Below are 23,688 nucleotides of genomic sequence, written 5' to 3' on the forward strand. Positions count from 1 at the left end.
GGATGGGCCGGGCGCACGTCCGCTTCAATGCGAGGCCCGGGGCGGCGTCGCCGCCACCCCGAACGCTCATGCGGCAGGCAGGGCTCAGAGGCGGCCCAGTTCCTGTGCGGTACGGTCGACGGCGATGCGGGTCTTCTCGACCAGCTCATCGAGTTCACTGCGCCCGGCCACCAGTGCCGGCGCCATGATCATCCGCCCCAGGGTCGAGCGAATGATCAGGCCCTCTTCGAAGCCAATGGTCCGGCAGCGCCAGGCGATGTCGTTTTCGTTGGCGAAACGCTTGCGGCTGGCCTTGTCTTCGGCGAACTGCAATGCCGCCACCAGCCCGGCGCCCTGCACCTCGCCCACCAGCGGATGCCGCTCGAACACCTCCCGCAGGCAACGCTGCAGATAGGGACCGGTGTCGTCCTTCACCCGGCTGACGATACCTTCATCGCGCAGTGCCTTGAGGTTGGCGATCGCCACGGCTGCCGCCACCGGGTGACCGGAATAGGTCAGCCCGTGGGCGAATACCCCGCCCTGCTCCACCAGTGCTTCGGCGATACGCCTGCCCAGCACCAGGCCGCCCATGGGGATGTAGCCGGAGGTCAGGCCCTTGGCGATGGACAGGGTATCCGGCTCGAAACCGAAGTGCTGGTGGGCGAACCATTCCCCTGTGCGGCCAAACCCGCCAATCACCTCGTCGGCGCACAGCAGCACGTCGTACTGGCGGCAGATGCGCTGGATTTGCGGCCAGTAGCTTTCCGGCGGGAAGATCATGCCGCCAGCCCCCTGGAACGGCTCGGCGATAAAACCGGCGACGTTCTCGGCTCCCAGTTCGAGGATTTTCTCCTCCAGTTGCAGCGCACAGCGACGGCCGAACTCCGCCGGGCTCAACTCGCCGCCCTGGGCATACCAGTAGGGCTCGTCGATGTGCGTCACATCCGGAATCAGCCCGCCCATCTCATGCATGAACTTCATCCCACCCAGGGCCGTGGCCGCCAGGGTCGAGCCGTGGTAGCCGTTCCAACGGCCGATCATGATCCTCTTCGACGGCTTGCCCACCACCTGCCAGTAGCGGCGAACAGTACGGATCAGCACCTCGTTGGCCTCGGAACCGGAGTTGGTGTAGATGGCGTGACTGTAGTGGCCGGGCAGCAGGCTGAACAGCAGCTCGGACAGTTCGACCACCGCCGGGTGGGTGGTGTGGAAGAACATGTTGTAGTACGCCAACCGATCCATCTGGGTCGCCGCCGCGACGGTCAGGTCCTTGCGCCCGTAGCCCAGTTGCGTGCACCACAGGCCGGACATGCCGTCCAGATAGCGTTTGCCGTCGTTGTCCCACAGGTGCAGGCCTTCCCCGCGCACGATGACACGAGGGCCTTCGGCATTGAGGGCCTTCTGGTCCAGGAAGGCATGAATGTGGTGCGCGGCGTCGGCCGCCTGGTAGTCGCGGGTGGTACGTTGCGGGGTAACGGGGGCGTTCATGGCCATGACTCCTATCGCGTTGTGGTCTTTTTCCAGGCAGCAGCCTGCCGTAAGCCCATGGCCGGTGTTCATCCGGGCCAGGACCCTCGTTGCAGCGGGATATCCATCAGTGTCGGTGATCGAGGTAGTGCGCCAGTGGGTCCTGGCCCAGACCGTCCCGGGCCTGGGCCAGGGAATTGATGAACAGCGAGAACAGTTCCGAGTGCGAGGAAATGTCCAGTTTCGCGTAGATGTTCTTGCGGTGACTCTTGATGGTGTCCTCGGCGACGCCCAGGCGTCGGGCCAGCGACTTGCTCGAATGCCCCCGCAGCAGCAGTTGCACGATGGCGCACTCGCGCTCGGTCAGCACCGAGGCCCCGAAGGTGTTCAGCGCACGGCCGATCTGTCGCTCGATCGCGCTCTCGAAACGCCCGCCCAGCACCTGGCCTTCCAGATGGCGCCAGTGCTGGCTGACCACGGCCAGCACCCACGGGGTCACACGCTGGAGGTCGCGCAGTTGGCTGGCACGGTAGGTGGCCGTGGTGGCCAGCTCTACGGCAATCACCAGTTCCGTGCCCAGCGGTACGAGGTAGTTCACCTCATCCTCCAGGTGCGAGTGCTGGTAGAACGTCAGGTAGTACTCGCTGCGCTTGAAATGGTCCGGCGCCACATCGGCCAGCCGGTAGCAGCCGGCGCTCGCCCCTTCCATCGCCGCGCGGTAGAACGGGCACAGCAGGTAGTGGCCGCCGATGTACTCGCGGATGCTGCCCTGGGGCAACCAGGGCCCGTCGTCCCGGGTCTCGGCCAAAGCCGACGGCAGCCCCTGGCGCGGAAACAGATAGACCATGGTGCCCTGGCTCGGGGCCAGGTGGCACAGCGCCGCGAACAGGGCATCGACGAAGCCTGGCTGGCCGATCACACAGGTGACGTCGGCCATGTGGCGGAACCAGTCTTGGGTGGTCAGTCGATTGCTTGCCATCGAGGCGGCCTTTTGCAGTTCAGCGCATGCCGATACCGGTGGTGGTGTTCGGCCAGGAGCATCTTCTCATCACTGGCGGTGCCGGCCTATCACCCTTTGGGGTGAGCGGGTTTCAGCCGTCACAGCGCGGCCTGGCCGCTCCCTTGTGCGCTCAGCAGCAGATCGGCCGCCTTTTCCCCGATCATGATGCACGGCGCATTGGTGTTGCCACTGATCAGGGTCGGCATGATCGACGCGTCGGCCACCCGCAGCCCCTCCAGGCCATGCACCTTCAGTTGCGGACAGACCACGCTCATGGCGTCGGTGCCCATCTTGCAGGTGCCCACGGGATGAAACACCGTGGCGGCGTGCTCGCGGATATAGGCCAGCAGTTGCTCATCGGACTGCACATGGCTGCCCGGCAACATCTCGGTCCCGCGAATCGCCTCGAAACCCTGGTCGGCAAGGATCTGCCGCGCCAGCTTCAGACCCTCGACCAGGACCCGCGCATCCTCGTCGTCGGCCAGGAAGTTGAAATCGATGGCCAGCGCCCCTCCCGGTTGCAGGCGCAATTGGCCGATGCTGCGCGGACGCAATACGCAGGTGTGCAGCGCATAGCCATGCCCCCACTCGAACAGGCGACCACGATGGCTGCGGTAGCCGGGCACGAAGTGAAACTGCACATCGGGCAGTTCGCCCGCCAGCGGCGTGCGGGCAAAACCGCCCGCCTCGACGTAGTTGGTGGTCAGCCAGCCCTTGCGGCCAAGCAGGTAGCGAAACGGCGCGGCGAGAATGCTCGGCAAGGCGCCCAGGGAAAAGCCCAGGGTCCGGGGGGATGGCGAACGCACGGTGACCAGGCCGTCGAGGTGATCCTGCAGGTTCTTGCCGACACCCGGCAGATCGTGCAGCGGCGTGACCCCGGCCTCGATCAGTTGCTCCTTCGGGCCGATCCCGGAAGCCAGCAACAGTTGCGCGCTGCCCAGGGTTCCGGCGCTGAGAATCACCTCGCGCCGGGCGCGGATCACCGACTCGCCGCGGGCATCGAGCAGACGCACCCCCACCGCGCGCAGCCCATCGAAGACCACGCCCTTGACCGTGCAGTCGGTGAGCACCGTCAGGTTCGGCCGCTGCCGCACCGGTTGCACGAAGGCACGAAAGCTCGACAGCCGCCTGCCGTCCTTCTGGGTCACGTTGTACAGCCCCGAGCCTTCGAAACGGGCGCCGTTGAAGTCATCGTTGCGGCGAATGCCACAGCGCTCGGCCGCCTGCACGAAGAGCCGTGACACCGGGTTGGGGTCGCGCGGCACATCGACGCACAACTCGCCCTGGGTACCGTGATAGTGCAGATCCTGGCCGAGCAGGTTGCGTTCGGACTTCCTGAAATACGGCAACAGGCTGTTCCAGTCCCACCCCGGGCAACCCGCGGCGGCCCAGCGGTCGTAGTCGCTGGCATGCCCGCGGATGTAGATCATGCTGTTCATCGAGCTGGAGCCGCCGAGCATCCTGCCCCGCGGGGTGTGCAGGCGCCGATTGTTGAGCTGCTTCTGTGGCGTGGAGAAGAAGTTCCAGCTGTATTTGCGACTCTTGTACAGGGTGATGGTCCCGGCCGGCGTCTGGATACGCACGCTGTTGTCATGGCTGCCGCTTTCAATCAGGCAGACGCGGTTTTCCGGGTGGGCACTCAGCCGGTTGGCCAGCACGCAACCGGCCGAGCCGGCTCCCACAATGACGTAATCGAACTGCTTCATCAGACATTCCCCTGGACAATGGCGCTCGCGCCTGAACGACACGAGGCATGAAGATTGCTGGCAGATGGGCAACGGGTGTGCCTGCCCTGTAGGTGTTGTTCTTCGATGCCGGACGGCATCGGGCCGCTTCATAGTGCCGGGCCGGCATCTCGGGGGAAATGAGTAAAAATGTTCTGCCTTACCCGGAAAAAACTTATAACCACGCACCATCGGGGTGCGCTTGAATAAGGTTCTGCAAGGTGTCTGATGAGAGGATTCCGTGGCCGCCTATAACCTTCGCCAGTTGAAGTACTTCACCGCCGTCGTCGAATGCGGCAGCGTCGCCGAAGCCTCACGCAAGCTCTACATCGCGCAACCTTCGGTCTCGACCGCCATACGCCAGCTCGAGGACAGCTTCAACGTCCAGCTGTTCATCCGCCAGCACGCCAGCGGCATGTCGCTGACCCCGGCCGGCAACCGCTTCTACCGCAAGGCCCAGGAGCTGCTGCGCATGGCGCACGAGTTCGAGCAGAACGCCCTGGCCGACAACGATGTGGTGGCCGGACAGATCGATATCGGTTGCTACGAGACGGTGGCGCCACTGTACCTGCCGCGCCTCATCGCCGGCTTCCGCGAACGCTGGCCGGGCGTGGAGATCCGGATCCGCGATGGCGAACAGCAGGAGCTGATCCAGGCGCTCACCAGCGGCAGCATCGACCTGGCGATGCTCTTCGAGCACGACCTGGACCACACCATCGAGACCGCGCCGCTGATGCCGCCGCAACAACCCTATGCGCTGCTGCCGGCCGATCATCGCTTCGCCCATCAGGCCAAGGTGTCGCTACATGACCTGGTCCTCGAACCGATGATCCTGCTCGGGACCCTGCCCAGCCGGACCTACTTCGTCAGCATCTTCACCGAGCGCGGCCTGACCCCGCACATCACCTTCAGTTCCCCCTCGATCGAGATGGTCCGGGGCATGGTCGCCCAGGGCTTCGGCTTTTCGATCCTGGTCACCCGACCCTTCTCCAACTACACCTATGACGGCAGGCAACTGGCCTGCATCCCCCTGGCGGAGACCGTCACGGGATCGGGCCTGTCGGCCGCCTGGCCGAGACGCTCGCAACTGACCAAGCCGGCGCAACTGTTCGTGGAGTACTGCATCGAGGAGTTGGCGCGGCTACAGAAGTGAGTGCCGCAGGGGGCGTGAGGTTGCCGACGCAACCTCCGCATGGGGCCGTCATCGGACCTGACAAGCGAAAGCCAGGACCCGCTCCAGCATCTGGTCACAGGCCTGCAACTGCGCCAGGCTGACGAACTCGTCGGGCTTGTGCCCCTGATCCATGCTGCCCGGCCCGCAGACCACGGTCGGGATACCCGCCTGGTCGAACAGCCCGCCTTCGGTGCCAAAGGCCACCGTGCCGAACTCGCGCGAACCACAGAACTGCGCCACCCAACCGGCCGCCTGGCTCTCGACCGAAGTGGCCAGCCCCGGATAGCTCGACAACTCGGTGAAGCGAATGTCGCTCTGGGCACTGACCGCGCGCATCGCCGGCAACAGGGTGTCGGACGCGTACCGCTGCAGTTGTTCGGCCACTTGCCAGGGGTCCATCTGTGGCAAGGCGCGCACCTCGAAATCGAACCGGCAATCCTCTGGCACGATGTTCAAGGCCTTGCCACCCTGGATCACGCCGGTCTGTACCGTGGAGAACGGCGGATCGAAGCGCCCGTCATGCTGGCCGGGAGATTTGAGTGCTTCGCCCAGGCGACCGAGTTCGACGATCAGCCGGGCGGCATACTCGATGGCATTGACCCCTTGCGGCGCGTAGGCCGAGTGGCAGGCCGCGCCCTGCACGTCACAACGCATGGCGAGCTTGCCCTTGTGCCCGAGCACCGGCTTGAGCTGCGTCGGCTCGCCGATCACGCACAGCAGCGGCTTGACCGCCCGCCCACGCAACACCTCGATCAGTGAACGCACGCCGAGGCAACCGACCTCCTCGTCATAGGACAAGGCGATATGCACCGGCAGGCGCAGGGCACTGTCGACCAGCGCCGGCACCAGTGCCAGGACACAGGCGATATAGCCCTTCATGTCCGCCGTGCCGCGCCCGTAGAGGTTGCCGCCCTGCTCCGTCAGCTCGAACGGCGGACACGTCCAGGCCTGGCCGTCGACCGGCACCACATCGGTGTGCCCGGACAAGACGATGCCCGGCACATCCGCCGGGCCGATGGTGGCGAACAGGTTGGCCTTGTTCCCCTCGGGGTTGTGAATCAGTTCGCAGGGCACACCCAGTTCGGCCAGGTAGTCGCGCACGAACCCGATCAGCGCCAGGTTCGACTCGCGGCTGGTGGTATCGAACGCCACCAGCCGCGCCAGCAACTCGCGGCTGAGGCTCATCGATCATCTCCCGGCACACCGTAGCCGGGCGCCCGCGAAGGGTCCAGGGCGCGGTCGATGTAGTCCTGCATCTGCGGACGGTAGGCTTGCCACAGCAGGCCCAGTTCGCCGAGCGGATCCTCATCGGCCCAGTCGACGCGCAGGTTGACGATCGGCCAGAGCAGCTCGCCGACCACCACCAGCGCCGCCGAATGCACGGGACCGGCTTCACCGCCCTCGCCCAGTCCGGCCTGCATCGCCGCCAGCAGGCGATCGGCCAACTGGCCCTCGGCCTGCTCGAAGCTGCGGACCATCGCCTCGATCACCGCCGGGCTGGCCAGCATGTTGCCGGCCGCCACGCACTGTTCACCGCTCACGGCGTTGTTCACGCCGAGGGTTTCACTGCCACTGAAATGCGCGGTGCGCCCCAGGTGGTCGATGACGGTGATCTGCCGGTACTGGCTGTAGCCGTTGCGCGTCAGCACCCGGTCCAGCGCCTGGGCAGGAGAAAGGCCCTGCTCGAGCTCGTCCAGGGCTTCCGGCCCCAATGCCGGCAAGGTGATGTTCTGCGAGGCCACCGCGCCCACGCCGGGACGCAGCCAGGGGCAACGGGCGCCGACGGCAATGCTCGACGAGCTGATGGCGATGCCGAACTGACCGGTGCTTTCGCACCGGGCGACGATGGAAAAGGTCATGGCAAGGCTCCTGTCAGTCGGGAATCACGGCGATCACGTCGATTTCCATCAGCCACTGCGGCTGGGCCAGGCCCGACACCACCAGCCCCGTGGAAATCGGGAACACGCCCTTGAGCCATTTGCCGACTTCCCGGTAGACCGGCTCGCGGTAGCGCGGATCGATGATGTAGGTGGTGGTCTTGACGATGTGCGACAGGTCGCTGCCCGCCTCTTCCAGCAGTTGCTTGACGTTCTTCATCGCCTGCTCGGCCTGCGCGGCCGGATCCCCCAGGCCCACCAGGTTGCCGGCGAAATCGGTGCCGACCTGGCCGCGCACGTACACCGTGTTGCCGGCGCGCACAGCCTGGCACAGGTCGTTGTCCAGAGTCTGGTTGGGGTAGGTTTCCTTGGTATTGAACATGCGGATACGGGTGTGCGTCGGTGTGGCCATTGCAGGTTTCCTCGAAAAGGGCGAGGCACGCCCCGGGGGCGCGCCTGGCGGGGTTGATCAGGCGGTGGCGACCTGGGACACGGGCGCGCTGGCGACGGACAGGGCACCGGCCGCCTGGCGCTGGGCGGCGTCCTCGTAGTCCTGGTAGGAACGCTGGGTGGCGATGTGGCCGGCCACATGCCGGGCGTCGTGCCACACGCCCCAGATGAACGCCGAACCGCGACGCGACAACCACGGCAGGCCGACGAAGTAGATCCCCGGCTCCCTGCCGACACCGCGCTGGTGCTGTGGCTTGCCCTTGTCGTCGAAGGTGTCGACCTGCAGCCAGTCGTAGTCGACGGCGTAGCCGGTGGCCCAGATGATCGAGTTCACCCCGGCCTCGGCCAGGTTCAGCTCACGTAGTGGCCGGGTGATGCAGGGCGAATCGCCAACGCGCTCACGGGCGCTCGGCTCCGGCGGCAGGTCCAGGCCGTTGCGTTCGATGTAGGCATCCGCGGCGTCGAGCAGAGCCAGGTAGCTTTCATCGCCCTTGTCGAGGTTGTCGACCAGGTCCTGCCTGAACGTCACCGTGCTGCCGTTGAAGGACTCGGTCAGCCCGACCAGGATCATGCCGGCCTGGGCCAGGCGACGGAAATCCACGGTATGGCCGCCTCGGGCGCCACTGACGGCGATGGTCACGTGTTCGCGGCCGGCCTGCATGGTCTCGGTATCCCACAGCCCGAGCACGCCCAGCCACCAGCAGAAGTCGCGGTTGCGGTAGGCACGCGGCGGACGATCGTGCGGGCCGACCGAGAGATAGACCTGCTTGCCGGCGCGCTGCAATTCGTCGGCGATCTGTACCCCCGACGAACCGGCACCAACCACCAGCACCGCCCCTTCCGGCAGTTGCTGCGGGTTGAAGTACTGGGCCGAGTGGATCTGGTACAGGCGCTCATCCCTGGGGGCGATGGCCGGAATCAGCGGTTTCTGGAACGGACCGGTCGCCGCGACTACGCGCTGCGCACGGATCGTGCCTGAGCAGGTCTCCACCGTGAAGCCCGGACGCCCCGCATGACGCGTCACACGCTTGACCTCGACACCGGTGTGGATCGGTGCGTTGATCTTTTTCGCGTAGGTCTCGAAGTAGGCCGCCACCTGATCCTTGCCGGCAAAGCCATCGGGATCGATGTCGAATTGCAGCCCCGGGAAACGGTCATGCCAGGCGGGTCCGTTGGCCACCAGCGAGTCCCAGCGGCCGGTGCGCCAGGCTTCGGCAATGCGGCTGCGTTCCAGCACCAGGTGAGGCACACCCTGTTTGCTCAAGTGTTCGCTCATGGCCACACCGGCCTGGCCGGCACCCACCACGAGGGTATCGATTTCAATGTTATCCAATGACATGAGTTATATCCTTCACCAGGACTTTGGTGTAGTTGAATGAACAGTAGTTGCGAGCCGGCTGCAGCAGATCAAGTAGCGCCTGGTCATCGGTAAATTATTATTAAACTTGTGCCTGACTATAATTAGTCGATATCGCCAGACAGTCGGATAAAACAACTTCCAAACCCGTGAAACAGGTTTGGAAGTTCCCCCTCAATGGGCAACTTGCAAGTCGTCATGCAGCAGGCCGAGGATGTCGCGCTTCATCTCGATGAATTCGCGTTCCATCACCATGTCCATGTCACGCGGGCGCGGCATCGGCACATCGAGTTCGCGCTTGATCCGCCCCGGTCTTGCGCCCATCACGTAGACCCGGTCGCCAAGCAGGATGGCCTCGTCGATGTCGTGGGTGACGAACACCACGGTTTTCTTGCTGTGCTCCCAGACCCTGAGCAGCAGTTGCTGCATCTGCATGCGGGTCTGGCTGTCGAGCGCGCCGAAAGGCTCGTCCATCAGCAGGATCTGCGGGTCGTTGGCCAAGGCCCGGGCGATGGCCACCCGTTGCATCATGCCGCCCGAGAGCTGCTTGGGATAACGCTCGGCGAAAGCCGTCAGGCCGACTTCGTCGAGGTAGTAATCGACGATCTCCTTGCGCTCCCGGGCGGCCATGCCCTTGCGCTTGAGGCCGAAGGCGATGTTGTCGCGCACGCTCAGCCAGGGAAACAGCGTATAGCTCTGGAACACCATGCCGCGGTCCGCGCCCGGCCCCCGCACCTGTTGCCCGCCGACATGGATCTTGCCGGAGGTCGGTTCGGCCAGCCCGGCCGTGAGGTAGAGCAGGCTGGACTTGCCACAGCCGGAAGGCCCCACCAGTACGGCGAACTGCTGGTCCGGCACGTTCAGCGAGACGTTCTCCAGGGCGGTGAAGATATTGCCGTCAGGGCTGCGGTAGCGCAGGCAGACCTGATCCACCTGCAGCCGCGGCTGCGCACCCACCGGCTGTTTCACCGGGTTGACCGGCATTTGCATTGCAGTTACTGCGCCCATGACACCACCTTGAGCCGAAGCACCCGGAACAGTTGATCGGTCAGCAGGCCGAGCAGGCCGATGACCGCGATAGCGAGGAAAATCACGTCGACCTGGAAGCCGCGCATCGCCTTGAGGCTGATGTAGCCCAGGCCGCTGGAGGCGGCGACCAGTTCGGCGACGACCAGGTAGGTCCAGGCCCAGCCCATGGTCACCCGCAAGGTGTCGAGCACGCCCGGCAGCGAAGCCGGGCCGAGCACATGCACGATCACGTCGCGACGGCTGGAACCGAGGGTGTAGGAGGCGTTGATCAGGTCCCTGGAGACGCCCTTGGACACGTCGGCCACCATCACCAACTGCTGGAAGAAGGTACCGAAGATGATCACCGCGACCCGCTGTTCCAGGCCGATGCCGATCCAGAGGATGAACAGCGGCACGAAGGACGTCACCGGCAGGTAGCGGATGAAGTTCACCAGCGGCTCGAGGAACGCCTGCACCACCCGGAAGCTGCCCATCAGCAACCCCAGCGGCACGGCGACCAGCGAGGACACGGCAAAGCCGATCAGCACCACCTCGACGCTGGCCAGCACGTGCTTGCCCAGGGTGCCGTCGGCGGCCAGGCGCAGGCCCGCCTCGACCACCGCCCCTGGCGTGGGCAGAAACATCGACGGCACCACACCGCCGTAGGACAGCCCGGCCCAGAGGCCGAACACCAGCAGCCAGCCCAGCGCACTGGTGCTGAACACCAGGGCTGCCGGCAGCTCGACTTTCGGGGTCAGGCAGCGACTGCCCCAGGATTGACGATCGATCATCAGGGAGCCTCCGCCTTATTGCTTGACGAAACGGGTGTCGACCAGGTCGCCGTAGGAAACGTCCAGGGTCTTGTTCTGCAGGCTGCTCCAGGTGTCGTCGGCCAGGCGGATGATGCCGGCGATCTCGCCTTGCTTGCCGGGTGTGCCCAGCAAGGCCTCGCTCATGGCCTGGTCATAGAAACGCACGCCCTTGGCGGCCGCGGCCAGTTCCTTGGGGTCGGCCAGGTAGCCACCCACGCCCTTGGCCATGATCTTGTAGGCTTCTTCCGGGTGGTCATGGGTGTACTGCACGGCCTTGTACAGCCCCTTGACCAGCGCCTTGACATCGTTGGGTTGCCGGTCGATCACATCGCACGACAGCGCGACCACATCGACGATCACCCCCGGCGTGGCACTGCTGTCGACCAGGACCTTGCCCTGGCCCTTTTCACGCACCAGCGACAGGTGTGGCTCCCAGGTCACCGCGGCCGGCACGCGGCCGGCGATGAACGCCGTGGCGGCATCGTCAGCCGTCATGTTCTGCACATCCAGATCAGCCAGGCTCATGCCGTTCTGCTTGAGCAGGTACGACAGCCAGAACTGCGACACCGAGCCCTCGTTCACGGCGATGGGCTTGCCCTTGAGGTCCTTGAGGCTGGTGACGTCCTTGCCCACCAGCACCCCGTCGCCACCGTGGCTTTCATCGAGAGCGGCGACCGCCCGGAAGCAGAAGTCCTTGCTGCGGTACTTGAGAATCTCGTCGATGGTCGAGGCGGAGCCCGAAAGCTTGCCCGAAGCCTGGGCGGCCATGTACATCGACGCTTCTTCCATGGTGGTCAAGGTGACGTCCAGCCCCTGCTCCTTGAAGTAGCCCAGATCGCGCGCCAGGTACAAGGTACCGTAGCCGACCCAGGTGGTGTGACCGATGGACAACGACCCCGCCTGCGCGGTACCGGCCATGCCCACGGCCAGTGCCGAAACCAGGAGAGTTTTACGAAAGGAAAGTCCACGCAAGATGTTTGACATGATTAAACGCACTCCCGCTGCCTATTGGGTTGGTTGTTATTTATCTGGCAGTACCGGCCATGGGCCAAAAGAGGATTGCATCGCGCCCGCTTCGAAAGAGCCGGCGGCAACTTGTCACTGTGGTGTTTCAATATTCCCTCAGGAATACCTACTCAGAAAGCATCAAATATATGGAGTGGATATAGGAAAAACATAACGGCTGTTTCAACCACGCAGTTGGAACCAAGTGGTCTTGAGCTGGGTGTACTTGTCGAACGAATGCAGCGACAGATCGCGCCCGAAACCCGATTGCCTGCCCCCGCCGAACGGAACCGTCACATCCAGCGCATCGACCGTGTTCACCGACACCGTACCGGCCTTCAGCGCCCGCGCAACCCGGTGCGCACGATTGAGGTCATCACTCCAGACCGAAGCCGCCAGGCCATAGATGCTGTCGTTGGCCAGACGCACCGCCTGCTCCTCGCTGTCGAACGCACTGATCGCCAGCACCGGGCCGAAGATCTCCTCGCGGGCCAGGCTCATCCGGCTGTCGACGTTCGCGAAAATGGTCGGTTCGATGAAGTTGTCCGAGCCGTCGATGGTCAGGCGCCGGCCGCCACACACCAGCCGGGCACCCTCCTCGCGCGCCCGGTCGATGGCCTGGACGATTCGCGCGCTCTGCCCGGCGTCGACTATCGCACCGGCGCGGCTGGCCGGATCCAGGGGATTGCCGGGCAACCACTGGCGGGCCTGGGCCTGCAGACGCTCGACGAACTCGTCGTGAATCGAGCGCTGCACATACAGTCGCGAGTTGGCCGAGCAGACCTCGCCCTGATTGAAGAAGATCCCGAACGCGGCCTTCTGCGCCGCCAGGTCCAGATCCCGGCAATCGTCGAACACCAGGTTGGCGCTCTTGCCGCCACACTCGAGCCACACCTGCTTGAGGTTCGACTGGGCGGAATACTGCATGAAGTACTTGCCGACCCGGGTCGAACCGGTAAACACCAGGCAGTCCACGTCCGGGTGCAGGCCCAGCGCCCGCCCGGCGTTTTCACCCAGGCCCGGCACCACGTTGAGCACGCCTGGCGGCAGCCCCGCTTCCAGGGCCAGTTCGGCCAGGCGCAGCGCGGAGAATGGCGACTGCTCGGCGGGCTTGAGCACCACGCTGTTACAGGCGGCCAGTGCCGGCGCCAGCTTCCAGGCGGCCATGTCCAGCGGGAAGTTCCACGGCACCACGGCCGCCATCACTCCCAGGGCTTCGCGGGTGATGGTCGCCAGCACATTGGGCGCGGTCGGCGCGACCTGGTCATACAGCTTGTCGAGCGCCTCGCCATACCAGGCGAAGACGTGAGCCGAACCCGGCACGTCGATGTTGTAGGCATCCATGACCGGCTTGCCCATGTTCAGCGAGTCCAGCAGGGCCAACTCTTCACGGTTGGCCATGATCAGTTCGGCCAGGCGCAGCATCACTCTCTTGCGCTCACCCGGCGCCATGCGTGCCCAGGGCCCCTGCTCGAAGGCTCGACGGGCACTGCTGACCGCCAGGTCGACCTCGGCCTGGCCACAGGACGCCACGCGGGCCAGCAATTGGTGGGTGGCCGGGTTGATGGCGTCGAACGTTGCACGATCGGCGGCGCTGACCGGCCGGCCATCGATCAGGGCCTTGTCGCAAAAACTCAGGCCGGCGGCCCGCTGCTGCCAATAGTCGAGGTCGTTCATACGCACTCCAGGCGTTGCGTGGTGTATCCGGGGCCGTCACTCGACGTACTCCCGGGGTCGGAGTGCATTCTGGTGGGAACCCGGCGCGCGGCGAAACCAGCTTTTTCCTGTTGCCTGAACAGGAAAAAGCTAAGGCCTTACAGACGTAGCCGGACCGGCCGGCCCCACGGGTTGTTGCGCAACCAGGCCCTGCGGAATCGCGAAAGGCGATCAGACGGCATCGCGAGGCGCGAAGGCGGTGGCGGCGGCGACGGTGTCCAGCGACTCGCGCAGCAACTGGATCCTGCCGTCACGGGCCACCAGCCGACCGGCGTAGGACTGGCGGTAGATGCGCCCGGTGGCCGGCACCGGCGCCTCGACGTCGTACTCGGCAAAGGCCTGGTCCGGGGTATCGATCAGGAAGCGGATACGACGGAACTTGAACGCCGGAACCTTGTTCAGCAGTGAGGCGATGAAGGCCTCGATCTGCTCCGGGCCCTCGACACGGTCGGTGATGCCCAGCGATTTCAGGTAGGGAATTTCCAGGGCGCCGTCCTCGGCGAACAGTTCGGCGGCGGCGCGGGGGTTCTGGATGGCGTCCAGGTAGTTCTGGAACAGTTGCACGGCAGTTTTCATCGGAGGAGTCCTCGAGTGGTCGATTCGTTTACCGCCAGTGACCGGCGGCGACGCCCTCCACTCTAGCGAAGGCCCTTTCTAGCAAAAACATTAAAGATAGAAATCCATCTTTTCATTTATGAAACGAAAGTCGCGATCATGGCCCCTGCTCTACCTGGGCCAGCGCCAGGCAGGTTCACTGAGATGCTCGGCGAAAAAGTCCGATAGCGCCCTGATCTTCACCGGCCGCGTACGTGCCGACGGCGTGACGAAATACAAGCCGCCACGGGTCATGCTCCATTCCGGCAGCAGGCGCACCAGGCGACCATCGGCAAGGTATTCGCTGGCGATGAACTCCGGCAATTCGGCGATCGCCAGTCCTTCCAGCAGCACCGGAATCATCGCGTCGGAGTTGGTCACCCGCAGCGGCCCGCTGGGAACGACATCTTCTTCAGCCCCCTTGTCGTGGCTGAACCGCCAGACCTGGGTGCGGGCCCGATAGGCATAACTGAGGCACCGCCGGTTGGCCAGTTCCCTTGGATGCCGTGGCTGACCGTGTTGCTCCAGATAGGCAGGCGACGCCACCAGGAACTGGGTCACGGCACACAGCCGGCGGGCGACGAGCGAGGAATCCGGCAACGCGGCGATCCGCAGCGCGGCATCGAAACCCTCGGCGATCAGGTCCACCGAGGCATCGGACAGATGCAGGTCGACCGACAGTTCGGGGAAGCGCCGGATCAGTTCCGGCATCAGCGGCGCGACCCAGCGCAGGCCGAACGACATCGGGATCGCCAGGCGTACCTGCCCGCGTGGCTGCACCGACAGCTCCTGCGCTTCGCTTTCCACCTCCTCGGCCTGGCGGTAGATGTCGCCAGCCTTCGCCGCCATGCTCAGGCCGAACTCGGTCAGCGACAACTGGCGCGAGGTACGGTTGAACAACCGGCCACCCAAGCGCTCCTCCAGCCTGGCGACCGCACGCGACACCGTCGGCACCGACACCCCCATGACCCGGGCGGCAGCAGCGAACGATCCTTCTTCAGCGACCTTGGCGAACATCGCCAGGCCCTCAAAATCGGGCAATTTGCTCATTTCATTTCTGCAACGATAGATTTCAGACAATTCTATTTTGAAAAAATCAGCCCGTCGATAAGCTTTTCCCATCTCGCAACACATCACCTACCCAACGGGAGAAACACCATGATCGGCAAACTTGAAGGCAAAATCGCAGTCGTCACCGGCGGCACCACCGGCATCGGCCTGGCCACCGCCAAACGCTTCGCCCAGGAAGGCGCCCACGTCTACATCACCGGCCGCCGCCAGGCCGAACTGGACGCCGCCGTGGCCCAGGTCGGCAACGCCACTGGCGTGCAGGTCGACTCGACCCGCCTCGACCAGCTCGACGCCCTCTACCAGCGCATCCAGGCCGAGCGCGGCCACATCGACGTGCTGTTCGCCAACGCCGGTGGCGGCTCGATGCTGCCACTGGGGCAGATCACCGAAGAGCACTACGACGACACCTTCGACCGCAACGTCAAGGGCGTGCTGTTCACCGTGCAGAAGGCCCTGCCGCTGCTGGCCAACAACGCCTCGGTGATCCTCACCGGCTCCACCGCCGCCAGTTCCGGCACCCCGGCCTTCAGCGTGTACGCCGCCTCCAAGGCTGCCGTGCGCTCGTTCGCCCGCAACTGGATCCTCGATCTGAAGGACCGCAACGTGCGCGTCAACACCATCAGCCCTGGCGCCACCCGTACGCCTGGCCTGGTCGACCTGGCCGGCCCGGATGCGGCGCAGCAGCAAGGCCTGCTCGACTACCTGGCCTCGCAGATTCCGCAGGGACGCGTGGGTGAGCCGGAAGAGATCGCCAGTGCCGCACTGTTCCTGGCCTCGAGCGACGCGAGCTTCGTCAACGGTACCGAGCTGTTTGTCGACGGTGGCCAGGCGCAGATCTGATCCGCACGGAGGCCGCAGCCACTGCGGCCTCGTCACCCTACACCCCAAGGAATATCCCGTGAAAACAGCAAAAATTGCCCTGTTGACACTGTCCCTGGCCCTGGTCTCGATGGCCCAGGCCGCCACAGCCGGCACTCCGGCAACCACCCCTGAGGCGCTGCAGGTTTCGGCCATCGACCACGTTGGCATGAACGTACCCGACATCGACTCGGCGGTGAAACTCTTCACCGACCTGGTGGGTGCCCAAGTGATCTCGGACATTCGTCCGGGTGCCCTTCCGGCTGAGTGGAAGAAGCAGTTCCGCTGGAATCAGTCCAGCGAACTGGAACGCTTCGTCATGCTGCAACTGGAAGGCGGCGCCAAGGTGGAGCTGTTCCAGTACAAGGGGCCAAAGATCAACCACCTGCAACCCCATGAGGACGACATCGGCGCCACTCACTTCGCCCTGCGGATCCAAGACATGGCTCGCAGCCTGGCCGTGATCAAGGCCAGGGGCCTGAAGGTGCTGAACGAGCCGATTACCAACCCCGATGGCGTGCAGTGGTTCTACTTCCTGACGCCATGGGGTTCGCAGATCGAGCTGGTGTCGCTGCCGGCCAATTGACCGAAACAGCGCCGATGCGGATCGCAAGCGCCCTGGTTCAAGGGCGTTCGTTCTTCGGCGAATCCATCACGATATGGCTGGTGATCGACGAGACGTGCGGCAGCACTCCCAGCACATCGGTGTGAAAGGTCTTGTAGGCCTTGATGTCCGCGACCTCGACCCGCAACAGGTACTCGATGGAGCCGGTGATGGTGTGAAACTCCACCACGTCCGGCGACTGGCTGATCGCTTGCTCGAATGCCTTGAGGCTTTCCTTGGTGTGACTGGACAGCCCGACCGTCACGTAGACGACAAAGCCGGCGCCCAGCCTGCTCCTGTCGATCACCGCCCGGTAGCCGGTGATCACACCCGAGCGCTCCAGCTCCTGCACCCGCCGCAGGCACGCCGAAGCAGACAATCCCACCCGCTCGGCGAGCTTCACATTGGTCTGCCGCGCATCCCGGGAAAGCTCGCGCAATATTTTTCGGTCAATTTTGTCGATATCTATCATTTATTGCACCAAAGCCAAATCCACACACCATTATGCAACCAATGTGCGCGATTCAAACAATAAAATAGCCACCTTCTTTTACCGCTCGTTGAAGGTGTTCATGACGGATCTCACGGTGCTTGTCGCGTTTCTGCTTTTTGGTGTGGTCATGACCGGCACCCCCGGCCCGAACAATGCCATGGTGCAGGTATCGGGTGCGCGGGTTGGCGTCTGGCGCACCCTGCCACTGGTGGCCGGTATCGCCTTCGGGGTGGGCGTGCAGTTCGCGATTCTCGGGCTGGGCCTGGGCGAGTTGTTCGAAGCGGTGCCGGTCATCCATACCCTGCTCGCGGTGCTGGGAGCCGGTTACATCGTCTGGCTCGCCTGGAAGATCGCCAGCAGCGGTCCGCTGGAACTGCATCAGGACAGCCGTCCGCCGATGGGCTTCGTGGGTGGCGCGGTGTTCCAGTGGATCAACCCCAAGGCCTGGGCACTGTCGATCAGTGCGGCAGCGACCTACATTCCCGTGGAAAACCACGTGGTGAATCTCTGCATCGCGGCGGCGCTGCTGACGGCGTTGTCGATTCCTTGCGTGGGCATCTGGGCGGTGGGTGGGGTGGCGTTTCGCCGATTGCTGACCCGGCCACGGTTCGCGCGGGTCTTCAATGCGGGGATGGCGGTGACGCTGTTGGTGGCGACCCTGCCGGCGATTTTGCGGTTGACGAGTGTGTAGCTCGTAACACCTGGTAAAGAGACGAAATGGCCTTCCGAGATTAAGTCGGTTTCCTACGAACCATCGGCGTGGGAGAATACTGTGCGTGCCTACGGCGGTCACTAGAGTTCGAGGGTCGCTGCACATTCAGCGCAGGACCGTTCAACCAGCCAGCAGCCCATGCCGCACCAGATAGACCAGCATGCCGACCAGGCCACACCCCAGCATCACCTGAATCACCCCGCGCTTGAACCTGAACAAGGCCACGGCCGCCGCCACGCAGATGATCAGTGACGGCCAGTCGGTATGGCGCTCGATGCCGTCCGGCCAGAACACGTGGTAGGCGAAGAACAGCGCCAGGTTGACGATCACCCCGACCACCGCCGCGGTAATGGCGGTCAACGGCGCGGTGAATTTCAGCTCATTGTGGGTGGACTCCACCAACGGGCCACCGGCCAGGATGAACAGGAACGACGGCAGGAACGTGAACCAGGTGACCAGGCTGGCGGCGACCGCACCGGCGAGAAACGGCTGGTCGGCGCCAAACATCGGCTGCAGGTAGCCACCGAGGAAACCGACGAACGCCACGACCATGATCAACGGCCCCGGCGTGGTTTCGCCCAGGGCCAGGCCGTCTATCATCTGGGTCGGCGACAGCCAGCCATAGTGGCCGACCGCACCCTGATAAACATAAGGCAGCACCGCGTAGGCCCCCCCGAAGGTCAGCAAGGCGGCCTTGGTAAAGAACCAGCCCATTTGCGTCAGCGTCCCCTGCCAGCCGAATGCGGCGGCCAAGAGCCCCATGGGCAACGCCCAGAGCGCCGCGCCGATCACCAACAGGCGCAGCAGGTGCGCCCAGCGAAAGCGCGCATGTTCGGGGGTGGGCGTGTCATCGTCGATCAACGCCGGACCATGGCTCGACTTCGCCGCGGCATGTCCACCGCCGATGACGAACGTGTCCGGGAGGAAACGGCCGCCCAGGTACCCCACCAGCGCCGCCACCAGGACAATGGCCGGGAATGGCACATCGAGGGCGAAGATCGCGACAAAGGCCGCCGCGGCGATGGCCCACAACCAGGCGTTCTTCAGCGCCCTCGAACCGATGCGGTGGGCGGCCTGCAGCACGATGGCGGTCACGGCGGGCTTGATGCCGTAGAAGAGGCCGGCAACGACCGGCAACTCACCGAACGCCACGTAGATCCAGGCCAGGGCGATCAGGATGAACAACGACGGCAGCACGAACAGTGCCCCGGCGATCACCCCGCCCCAGGTGCGATGCATCAGCCAGCCGATATAGGTGGCGAGCTGTTGCGCCTCCGGCCCCGGCAGCAACATGCAGTAGTTGAGGGCATGCAGGAAGCGCCGCTCGCTGATCCAGCGGCGGCGCTCGACCAGTTCCTGGTGCATGATCGAGATCTGTCCGGCGGGGCCGCCGAAGCTGATGAAGCCCAGCTTCAACCAGAACAGGAAGGCTTCGAACAGGCTCACGGGCGGCCTTGCCTCGGCCGCCTGCCCGGCGGCGCGTACAGGGGAGTCAGTCATGTTTTTTCTCGTCGTTTGCAAAAGCAACCAGAAGGCCGTCGAAGATGCCGCTCGCGGCCAGCAGCAATTGGTCATCGTCAACCAGGCTCTCGCGCAACCCCGCCAGCACCCGCTCGATACCGGGCGCTTCGGCCGGCTGCTGGCCGCCCACATCGAGATAGTGAACGAGCGCCGCGATGCGCTTCAGCGCAGGGTCATCCAGCTGGAAACTGGCCAGCAGGTTTTCGAAGGTGACACGCTCCGCGACGTGGCTGAAGGTCGCCCCATCGAAGTCGAAGCCCAGCGCGTCGGCCGGGCAATCGCTGGGGGTGTCCAGCCAGAGAATCTCACCGCTTCGGTCGATGAAACGGCGAATCAGCCAAGCGCTGGCCAGCCGGTCCACCCACGGTCGCTTGCGAGTTGCCCAACGGCGACCTTGGAAGTCCGCGATGGCCAACAGGCGAAGCGTTTCGTCGCCACGACTGGGCTCGTCCGCCGACAGCGTGCGGCTGATCGCCGTTTCCAGCCCTTGCAGGGTTTCATCAGTCTGTTGCCGGGCTTGCGTGGGGAAGAAGTCGATCGTGCCGATCTGCGCGAAGGCCTTGCGCAGCTTGCGCACCTGCCGGGCGGTCTGCAGGGCGTTGTCGCAAGTCAGCTGGTGCTGACAGGCCGCGATCTGCTCGCGCAGTTTGGCGTACTCGTCACTGCGGTCGAATAGCGGAAAAAACCGCTCGCCGTCGTCATCGACCCGCAACAGGTACGCGGTGCCGTTGATGGACAGGACCTCACGCTCTACCGACTCCAGCGCCTCCCGGCCAGCCGCCTGCTCGGGCAACAGGTACACCCCATCGCGCAGCACGCTGGCGCCACACGCCTTGAGCGCCCGCCAGGCCCGCATGCGCTCGGTCGAATTTGCGGTAGGCAGCCCCAGCACGAGAAGCAGCCAACTTTTCATGTAGAGCCTCAAACATAATTTGTTATTAACTCTACTCTACCATGCTACTCCGGTTCTACAAGCCACTCAGAGCGACATGACCATCTCATGCCAGGCCATCCCACCGTGATCCGATGGCGACGGTCGTACGTACTCATAGCCCATCTTGCGGTACAGCTCGACGTGCTGTTCCTTGCACATCAGGTGGATGGTCTGCTTGCCCTGCGATTTCATGCGCGCGATGAACTCGTTCATCAGCACCTTGGCGTAGCCCTTGCCCTGGTGGGCGGGATCGACCACCACCGACATGATCACCACATTGGGTGCCACGGGATCATGACCGACCAGTTCCTTGAACGCCTCGTCGGACATCACCACTTCATGGGCGCAGCCGCTGTTGATGAAGCCGACGATGCCGCCATCGACCTCGAGAATCAGGAAACCCTGCGGGTACTGCACGATCCGGGTGCGGATCTTTTCCAGGGTGGCGGCTTCGTCGCCCTCGTAGGCGCCGATCTCGATCTCGTAGCAGCGCTCGGCGTCCTGGGCAACGGGTTGGCGGAAATACGGGGTGCTCATGAAGGTGTTCCAGACAGTGAACCAATGATCGCGCAATGGTATCAGCCTCGACGCCCAACTGGCTTCAAGCCTTGTTGCACCGCGCCTGGACAGGGGAGCCCGCCGTCCTGTCACCGGCTCTTGAACACCCCACTGAGCACGAACGCATAACGCTCCGGCCGGATGAAGAAGGTCGTACGATCGCAGCAGCGGTCATCGTCGAACCAGGAGGTGCGCTCCATCACCAGCAGGGCCGTGCCGCGCTTGACGCCCAGGTGCGCGGCCAGGGTCTTGTCCGCTTCGCGGGCACGGATGGCCATGTCGGCGCGGATCACCGCCCGCCCGGTGGTGCGTTCGAGCACCGAGTACAACGGCACCTGCGCCATCTCCTGCCAATCGACCTCGCGCAGTTCATCCGTCAGATAGCTACAGGCATAGGCGATTGGCTCCTGATCGACCCAGTGCAGGCGCTCGACCTTCACGCAATGGCCCTCGAACAGGCTACGCAATTCATCGGGCACCGGGATGCGCTCATGCCCGAGCATGCTCATCGTCGGCTGCAGCCCTTGCAGCAGCAACGACTCATGGAAACTGCGCAGCGCATCCAGATTGTGCCGAACCTGCTGCGCGGCAACGAAGGTGCCCTTGCCCTGCTTGCGCTCCACCACGCCGTCCTCTTCCAGCTTGCCGAGGGCCAGGCGGATGGTCACCCGGCTGACGGCGAAACGTGCCATCAACTCCGCTTCGGACGGCAGCTTGCCGTCGGTACCGTAATGCCCTTGCTGAATCTCGTGCAGCAGTTGCTGGACGATCTGTTCGTAGAGAGAGGTGGCGCTTGCTCGCTGGAGAGTCACGTGATTACCGATCCGTTGGAATGAATGAAGCACGGTGATGGCGCTTCGCTTCTAAGGTTATGACCATTTAGTCTTGGGACAACTTGTATTAATACGTATTATTCCAAGCATTGCCTATTCTAGATGACTCGGTGCCGCTTGCCATGTCCCATGCCGAACTTTACCTGCCCCCCGATGCCCTCAGCGTTCGGGATGTCGAATTCGCCTACCCGAACGGCCATGCCGTGTTCAAGGGGCTGAACCTGCGCGCTCGCCCTGGTGAGTTCGTCGCCATTCTCGGGCCCTCGGGCTGCGGCAAGACCACCCTGCTGAACCTGCTGTCGGGTTTCCAGAAACCGAAGGCCGGCCAGGTGCTGGTCAACGGCCTGCCGACCCGGCCGGAGCTGCCCAGGCTGGGCTACGTGTTCCAGAGCCCGCAGCTGTTTCCCTGGCTCAGCGCCCTGGAGAACGTGCGCTTCGGGCTCAAGCTCGCCGGTCGTGGCGACGCGGCGCAGCAACGCCAGCAGGCCCTGAAATACCTGCGTCTGGTCGGCCTGGAGCACGCCGCACGGCAGTTGCCGCGTCAGCTCTCCGGCGGCATGCAGCAACGCGTCTCGCTGGCCCGGGCCCTGGTGCTGGAGCCCGAGGTGCTATTGATGGACGAGCCGTTCGCCGCCCTCGACGCGATCACCCGCGCGGCGATGAACGAGGAAACCCTGCGCCTGTGGGCCACCCTGGGCCAGACCGTGCTGTTCATTACCCACGACATCGACGAGGCGGTGTTTCTCGCCGATCGCGTGGTGGTCATGAACATTGCCCCCGGCGGCATTCACAGCGAGCTGGCCATCGACCTGCCGCGCCCGCGCAGCAACCTCGAGACCCGCCGGTTGCCCGAGTTTCTCGACTACCGCAATGACCTGATGACGCGCATCAGCGAGGTCATGGCCGCTTCCCCCCTGCGCATCGACTCCACCCACTGACAACGAGCCCGACATGATCAAGAAACTGCTTCTGCCGGTCGCCCTGGCGGCGACCTCCTGGCTGGCCCCGGCCCAGGCAGCCGAACCGCTGCGCATCGGCTACGTGTTCGCCATGGCCAACGCCCCCGTACTGATCGCCGACAAGCTCGGCTACTACCGTGACGAAGGACTGGACGTCGACATCAAGGCCCTCGGCGACGGCCCGGTGATCCAGCAGGCCCTGGCGGCCCACGAGCTGGACGTCGCCTACGTCGGCGCACCGCCGGTGTACCAGTGGTATACGCGGGGTTTGAAGAGCGTGATCCTGGCCAAGGTCAACTATGGCCAGGCCGCCGTGCTGGCCGGTGCCCACAGCCAGATCCACGACCTGGCCGGGCTCAAGGGCCACAAGCTGGCCGGCGTGAAGAAAGGCAGCGGCATGGACGTGCTGCTGCGCGGCTACGTGCTCGGCGAGCGCGCCGGGCTGAATCCGGACAGTGACCTGGACATCGTCGACATGCCGCCAGGCAACATGAACGCCGCCCTCGACCGCAGCCTCGTCGACGCCGCCTTCTCCTGGGAACCCTTCGTCAGCCAGGCCCTGCTGCGCGGCTCGGCCCGCCTGCTGCTGGATGTGAACCAGGCCCTGCCGCAATACCCGTGGTACGTGGTCATCGGCCTGCCGCAAACCCTGCGTGAGCGTCCCGAGGACGTGGTGAAACTGCTGCGCGCCCACCGCCGGGCCATTGCCTACCTCAACGAGCACCCGAGCGAATCCAACGCGATCATCGCCGACGCGTTCCGCCTCGAGCCGGTGCAGCGCCCCGACGGCACCCAGGCCGACGGCCGGGCCATCGTCGCCGAAGCGCGCAAGCGCCTGGGCTGGTCGGCCGAACTGAGCGACGCCGACCAGCGATTCATCGAGCGCCTGATGGCTTACTCCAACGCGCTCAAATTCATGAACACCACGGTGCCCCTGAAGGACCTGGTGGACACCTCCTACCTGCAGAAAGCCTCCCGTTGA

At 64.5% G+C, this 23,688-nt stretch carries 24 protein-coding genes; 6 read left to right on the top strand and 18 right to left on the bottom strand.

The genetic code is table 11. From position 1 onward, the window contains the following. Positions 1–84: 84 nt before the first annotated feature. From ACMGT0_RS17225 to ACMGT0_RS17235, 3 genes are all read right to left on the bottom strand, one after another. Positions 85–1,467 (bottom strand): aspartate aminotransferase family protein, encoded by a 1,383-nt coding sequence (locus tag ACMGT0_RS17225; RefSeq protein WP_416769052.1) that lies wholly within the window; start codon positions 1,465–1,467, stop codon positions 85–87. Between the two features lie 106 nt (positions 1,468–1,573). After that, a complete protein-coding gene (locus ACMGT0_RS17230; RefSeq protein ID WP_054060475.1) occupies positions 1,574–2,425 on the bottom strand; it encodes a helix-turn-helix transcriptional regulator in 852 nt (283 codons plus the stop codon). Positions 2,426–2,544: 119 nt separating this feature from the next. Then, positions 2,545–4,152: a GMC family oxidoreductase gene (locus tag ACMGT0_RS17235; RefSeq protein ID WP_054063230.1), complete on the bottom strand. Its 1,608-nt coding sequence runs from the start codon at positions 4,150–4,152 to the stop codon at positions 2,545–2,547. A 259-nt stretch (positions 4,153–4,411) separates the two neighbouring features. Between ACMGT0_RS17235 and ACMGT0_RS17240 the strand changes: the two genes are divergently transcribed. Continuing rightward, the gene (locus tag ACMGT0_RS17240; protein ID WP_054060473.1) at positions 4,412–5,323 is read left to right on the top strand and encodes a LysR family transcriptional regulator; all 912 of its coding nucleotides are present in this window, start codon (positions 4,412–4,414) and stop codon (positions 5,321–5,323) included. A 48-nt stretch (positions 5,324–5,371) separates the two neighbouring features. Here the strand turns inward: ACMGT0_RS17240 and argE are convergent, their stop codons facing one another. The 10 genes from argE to ACMGT0_RS17290 all read right to left on the bottom strand — a co-directional run bounded on the left by argE (position 5,372) and on the right by ACMGT0_RS17290 (position 15,213). After that, positions 5,372–6,529 (bottom strand): acetylornithine deacetylase, encoded by a 1,158-nt coding sequence (gene argE / locus ACMGT0_RS17245; protein WP_416769053.1) that lies wholly within the window; start codon positions 6,527–6,529, stop codon positions 5,372–5,374. Continuing rightward, positions 6,526–7,203, bottom strand: coding sequence for a DUF1028 domain-containing protein (locus tag ACMGT0_RS17250; RefSeq protein WP_054063229.1), 678 nt, complete (start codon positions 7,201–7,203; stop codon positions 6,526–6,528). Before ACMGT0_RS17250 ends, argE begins: the two co-directional genes overlap by 4 nt. Before the next feature lie 13 nt (positions 7,204–7,216). Continuing rightward, positions 7,217–7,633: a RidA family protein gene (locus ACMGT0_RS17255; protein WP_054063228.1), complete on the bottom strand. Its 417-nt coding sequence runs from the start codon at positions 7,631–7,633 to the stop codon at positions 7,217–7,219. Positions 7,634–7,690: 57 nt separating this feature from the next. Continuing rightward, positions 7,691–9,010, bottom strand: a complete 1,320-nt coding sequence (locus tag ACMGT0_RS17260) for a flavin-containing monooxygenase (RefSeq protein ID WP_416769054.1) — start codon at positions 9,008–9,010, stop codon at positions 7,691–7,693. A 192-nt stretch (positions 9,011–9,202) separates the two neighbouring features. Beyond that, entirely contained in the window at positions 9,203–10,036 is an 834-nt protein-coding gene (locus tag ACMGT0_RS17265; RefSeq protein WP_273820898.1) for an ABC transporter ATP-binding protein, read from the bottom strand. Next, on the bottom strand, positions 10,024–10,827 hold the full coding sequence (locus ACMGT0_RS17270; protein ID WP_416769055.1) for an ABC transporter permease: 804 nt from the start codon (positions 10,825–10,827) through the stop codon (positions 10,024–10,026). The genes ACMGT0_RS17265 and ACMGT0_RS17270 overlap by 13 nt, the downstream gene beginning before the upstream one ends. A 15-nt stretch (positions 10,828–10,842) precedes the next feature. Further along, entirely contained in the window at positions 10,843–11,766 is a 924-nt protein-coding gene (locus ACMGT0_RS17275; RefSeq protein WP_416773502.1) for an ABC transporter substrate-binding protein, read from the bottom strand. Positions 11,767–12,036: 270 nt separating this feature from the next. Further along, positions 12,037–13,530 carry an aldehyde dehydrogenase gene (locus ACMGT0_RS17280; RefSeq protein ID WP_416769056.1) on the bottom strand — a complete coding sequence of 498 codons (1,494 nt, stop codon included), beginning with the start codon at positions 13,528–13,530 and terminating at the stop codon, positions 12,037–12,039. Positions 13,531–13,740: 210 nt separating this feature from the next. Further along, complete coding sequence (locus ACMGT0_RS17285; protein ID WP_054060466.1) at positions 13,741–14,145, bottom strand: nuclear transport factor 2 family protein; 405 nt, start codon at positions 14,143–14,145, stop codon at positions 13,741–13,743. Positions 14,146–14,295: 150 nt separating this feature from the next. Further along, positions 14,296–15,213, bottom strand: coding sequence for a LysR family transcriptional regulator (locus ACMGT0_RS17290; protein ID WP_273820900.1), 918 nt, complete (start codon positions 15,211–15,213; stop codon positions 14,296–14,298). A gap of 108 nt (positions 15,214–15,321) precedes the next feature. Between ACMGT0_RS17290 and ACMGT0_RS17295 the strand changes: the two genes are divergently transcribed. Together ACMGT0_RS17295 and ACMGT0_RS17300 are read left to right on the top strand one after the other, a co-directional pair. Continuing rightward, the gene (locus ACMGT0_RS17295) at positions 15,322–16,074 is read left to right on the top strand and encodes an SDR family NAD(P)-dependent oxidoreductase (RefSeq protein ID WP_054060464.1); all 753 of its coding nucleotides are present in this window, start codon (positions 15,322–15,324) and stop codon (positions 16,072–16,074) included. 58 nt (positions 16,075–16,132) lie between these two features. Continuing rightward, positions 16,133–16,678, top strand: a complete 546-nt coding sequence (locus tag ACMGT0_RS17300) for a VOC family protein (RefSeq protein WP_054060463.1) — start codon at positions 16,133–16,135, stop codon at positions 16,676–16,678. A 37-nt stretch (positions 16,679–16,715) separates the two neighbouring features. Here the strand turns inward: ACMGT0_RS17300 and ACMGT0_RS17305 are convergent, their stop codons facing one another. Continuing rightward, complete coding sequence (locus ACMGT0_RS17305; protein ID WP_416769057.1) at positions 16,716–17,168, bottom strand: Lrp/AsnC family transcriptional regulator; 453 nt, start codon at positions 17,166–17,168, stop codon at positions 16,716–16,718. Between the two features lie 148 nt (positions 17,169–17,316). Between ACMGT0_RS17305 and ACMGT0_RS17310 the strand changes: the two genes are divergently transcribed. After that, positions 17,317–17,880 carry a LysE family translocator gene (locus ACMGT0_RS17310; RefSeq protein WP_416769058.1) on the top strand — a complete coding sequence of 188 codons (564 nt, stop codon included), beginning with the start codon at positions 17,317–17,319 and terminating at the stop codon, positions 17,878–17,880. 141 nt (positions 17,881–18,021) lie between these two features. On the opposite strand, the gene chrA is transcribed toward ACMGT0_RS17310, so the two are convergent. The 4 genes from chrA to ACMGT0_RS17330 all read right to left on the bottom strand — a co-directional run bounded on the left by chrA (position 18,022) and on the right by ACMGT0_RS17330 (position 21,726). Further along, entirely contained in the window at positions 18,022–19,401 is a 1,380-nt protein-coding gene (gene chrA, locus ACMGT0_RS17315) for a chromate efflux transporter (RefSeq protein ID WP_054060461.1), read from the bottom strand. Next, positions 19,394–20,335 (bottom strand): chromate resistance protein ChrB domain-containing protein, encoded by a 942-nt coding sequence (locus tag ACMGT0_RS17320; RefSeq protein ID WP_081006074.1) that lies wholly within the window; start codon positions 20,333–20,335, stop codon positions 19,394–19,396. The genes chrA and ACMGT0_RS17320 overlap by 8 nt, the downstream gene beginning before the upstream one ends. Before the next feature lie 66 nt (positions 20,336–20,401). Next, positions 20,402–20,893, bottom strand: a complete 492-nt coding sequence (locus ACMGT0_RS17325; protein WP_054060460.1) for a GNAT family N-acetyltransferase — start codon at positions 20,891–20,893, stop codon at positions 20,402–20,404. Between the two features lie 110 nt (positions 20,894–21,003). Further along, positions 21,004–21,726 carry a GntR family transcriptional regulator gene (locus ACMGT0_RS17330; protein ID WP_054060459.1) on the bottom strand — a complete coding sequence of 241 codons (723 nt, stop codon included), beginning with the start codon at positions 21,724–21,726 and terminating at the stop codon, positions 21,004–21,006. A gap of 143 nt (positions 21,727–21,869) precedes the next feature. On the opposite strand from ACMGT0_RS17330, the gene ACMGT0_RS17335 reads away from it, so the two are divergent. Both ACMGT0_RS17335 and ACMGT0_RS17340 read left to right on the top strand, forming a co-directional pair. Continuing rightward, complete coding sequence (locus ACMGT0_RS17335) at positions 21,870–22,685, top strand: ABC transporter ATP-binding protein (protein WP_054060458.1); 816 nt, start codon at positions 21,870–21,872, stop codon at positions 22,683–22,685. Between the two features lie 13 nt (positions 22,686–22,698). After that, positions 22,699–23,688 (top strand): ABC transporter substrate-binding protein, encoded by a 990-nt coding sequence (locus tag ACMGT0_RS17340; protein ID WP_054063221.1) that lies wholly within the window; start codon positions 22,699–22,701, stop codon positions 23,686–23,688.

It is taken from the genome of Pseudomonas sp. RHF3.3-3, from assembly GCF_048069595.1.
Lineage (GTDB): Bacteria > Pseudomonadota > Gammaproteobacteria > Pseudomonadales > Pseudomonadaceae > Aquipseudomonas > Aquipseudomonas fuscovaginae_B.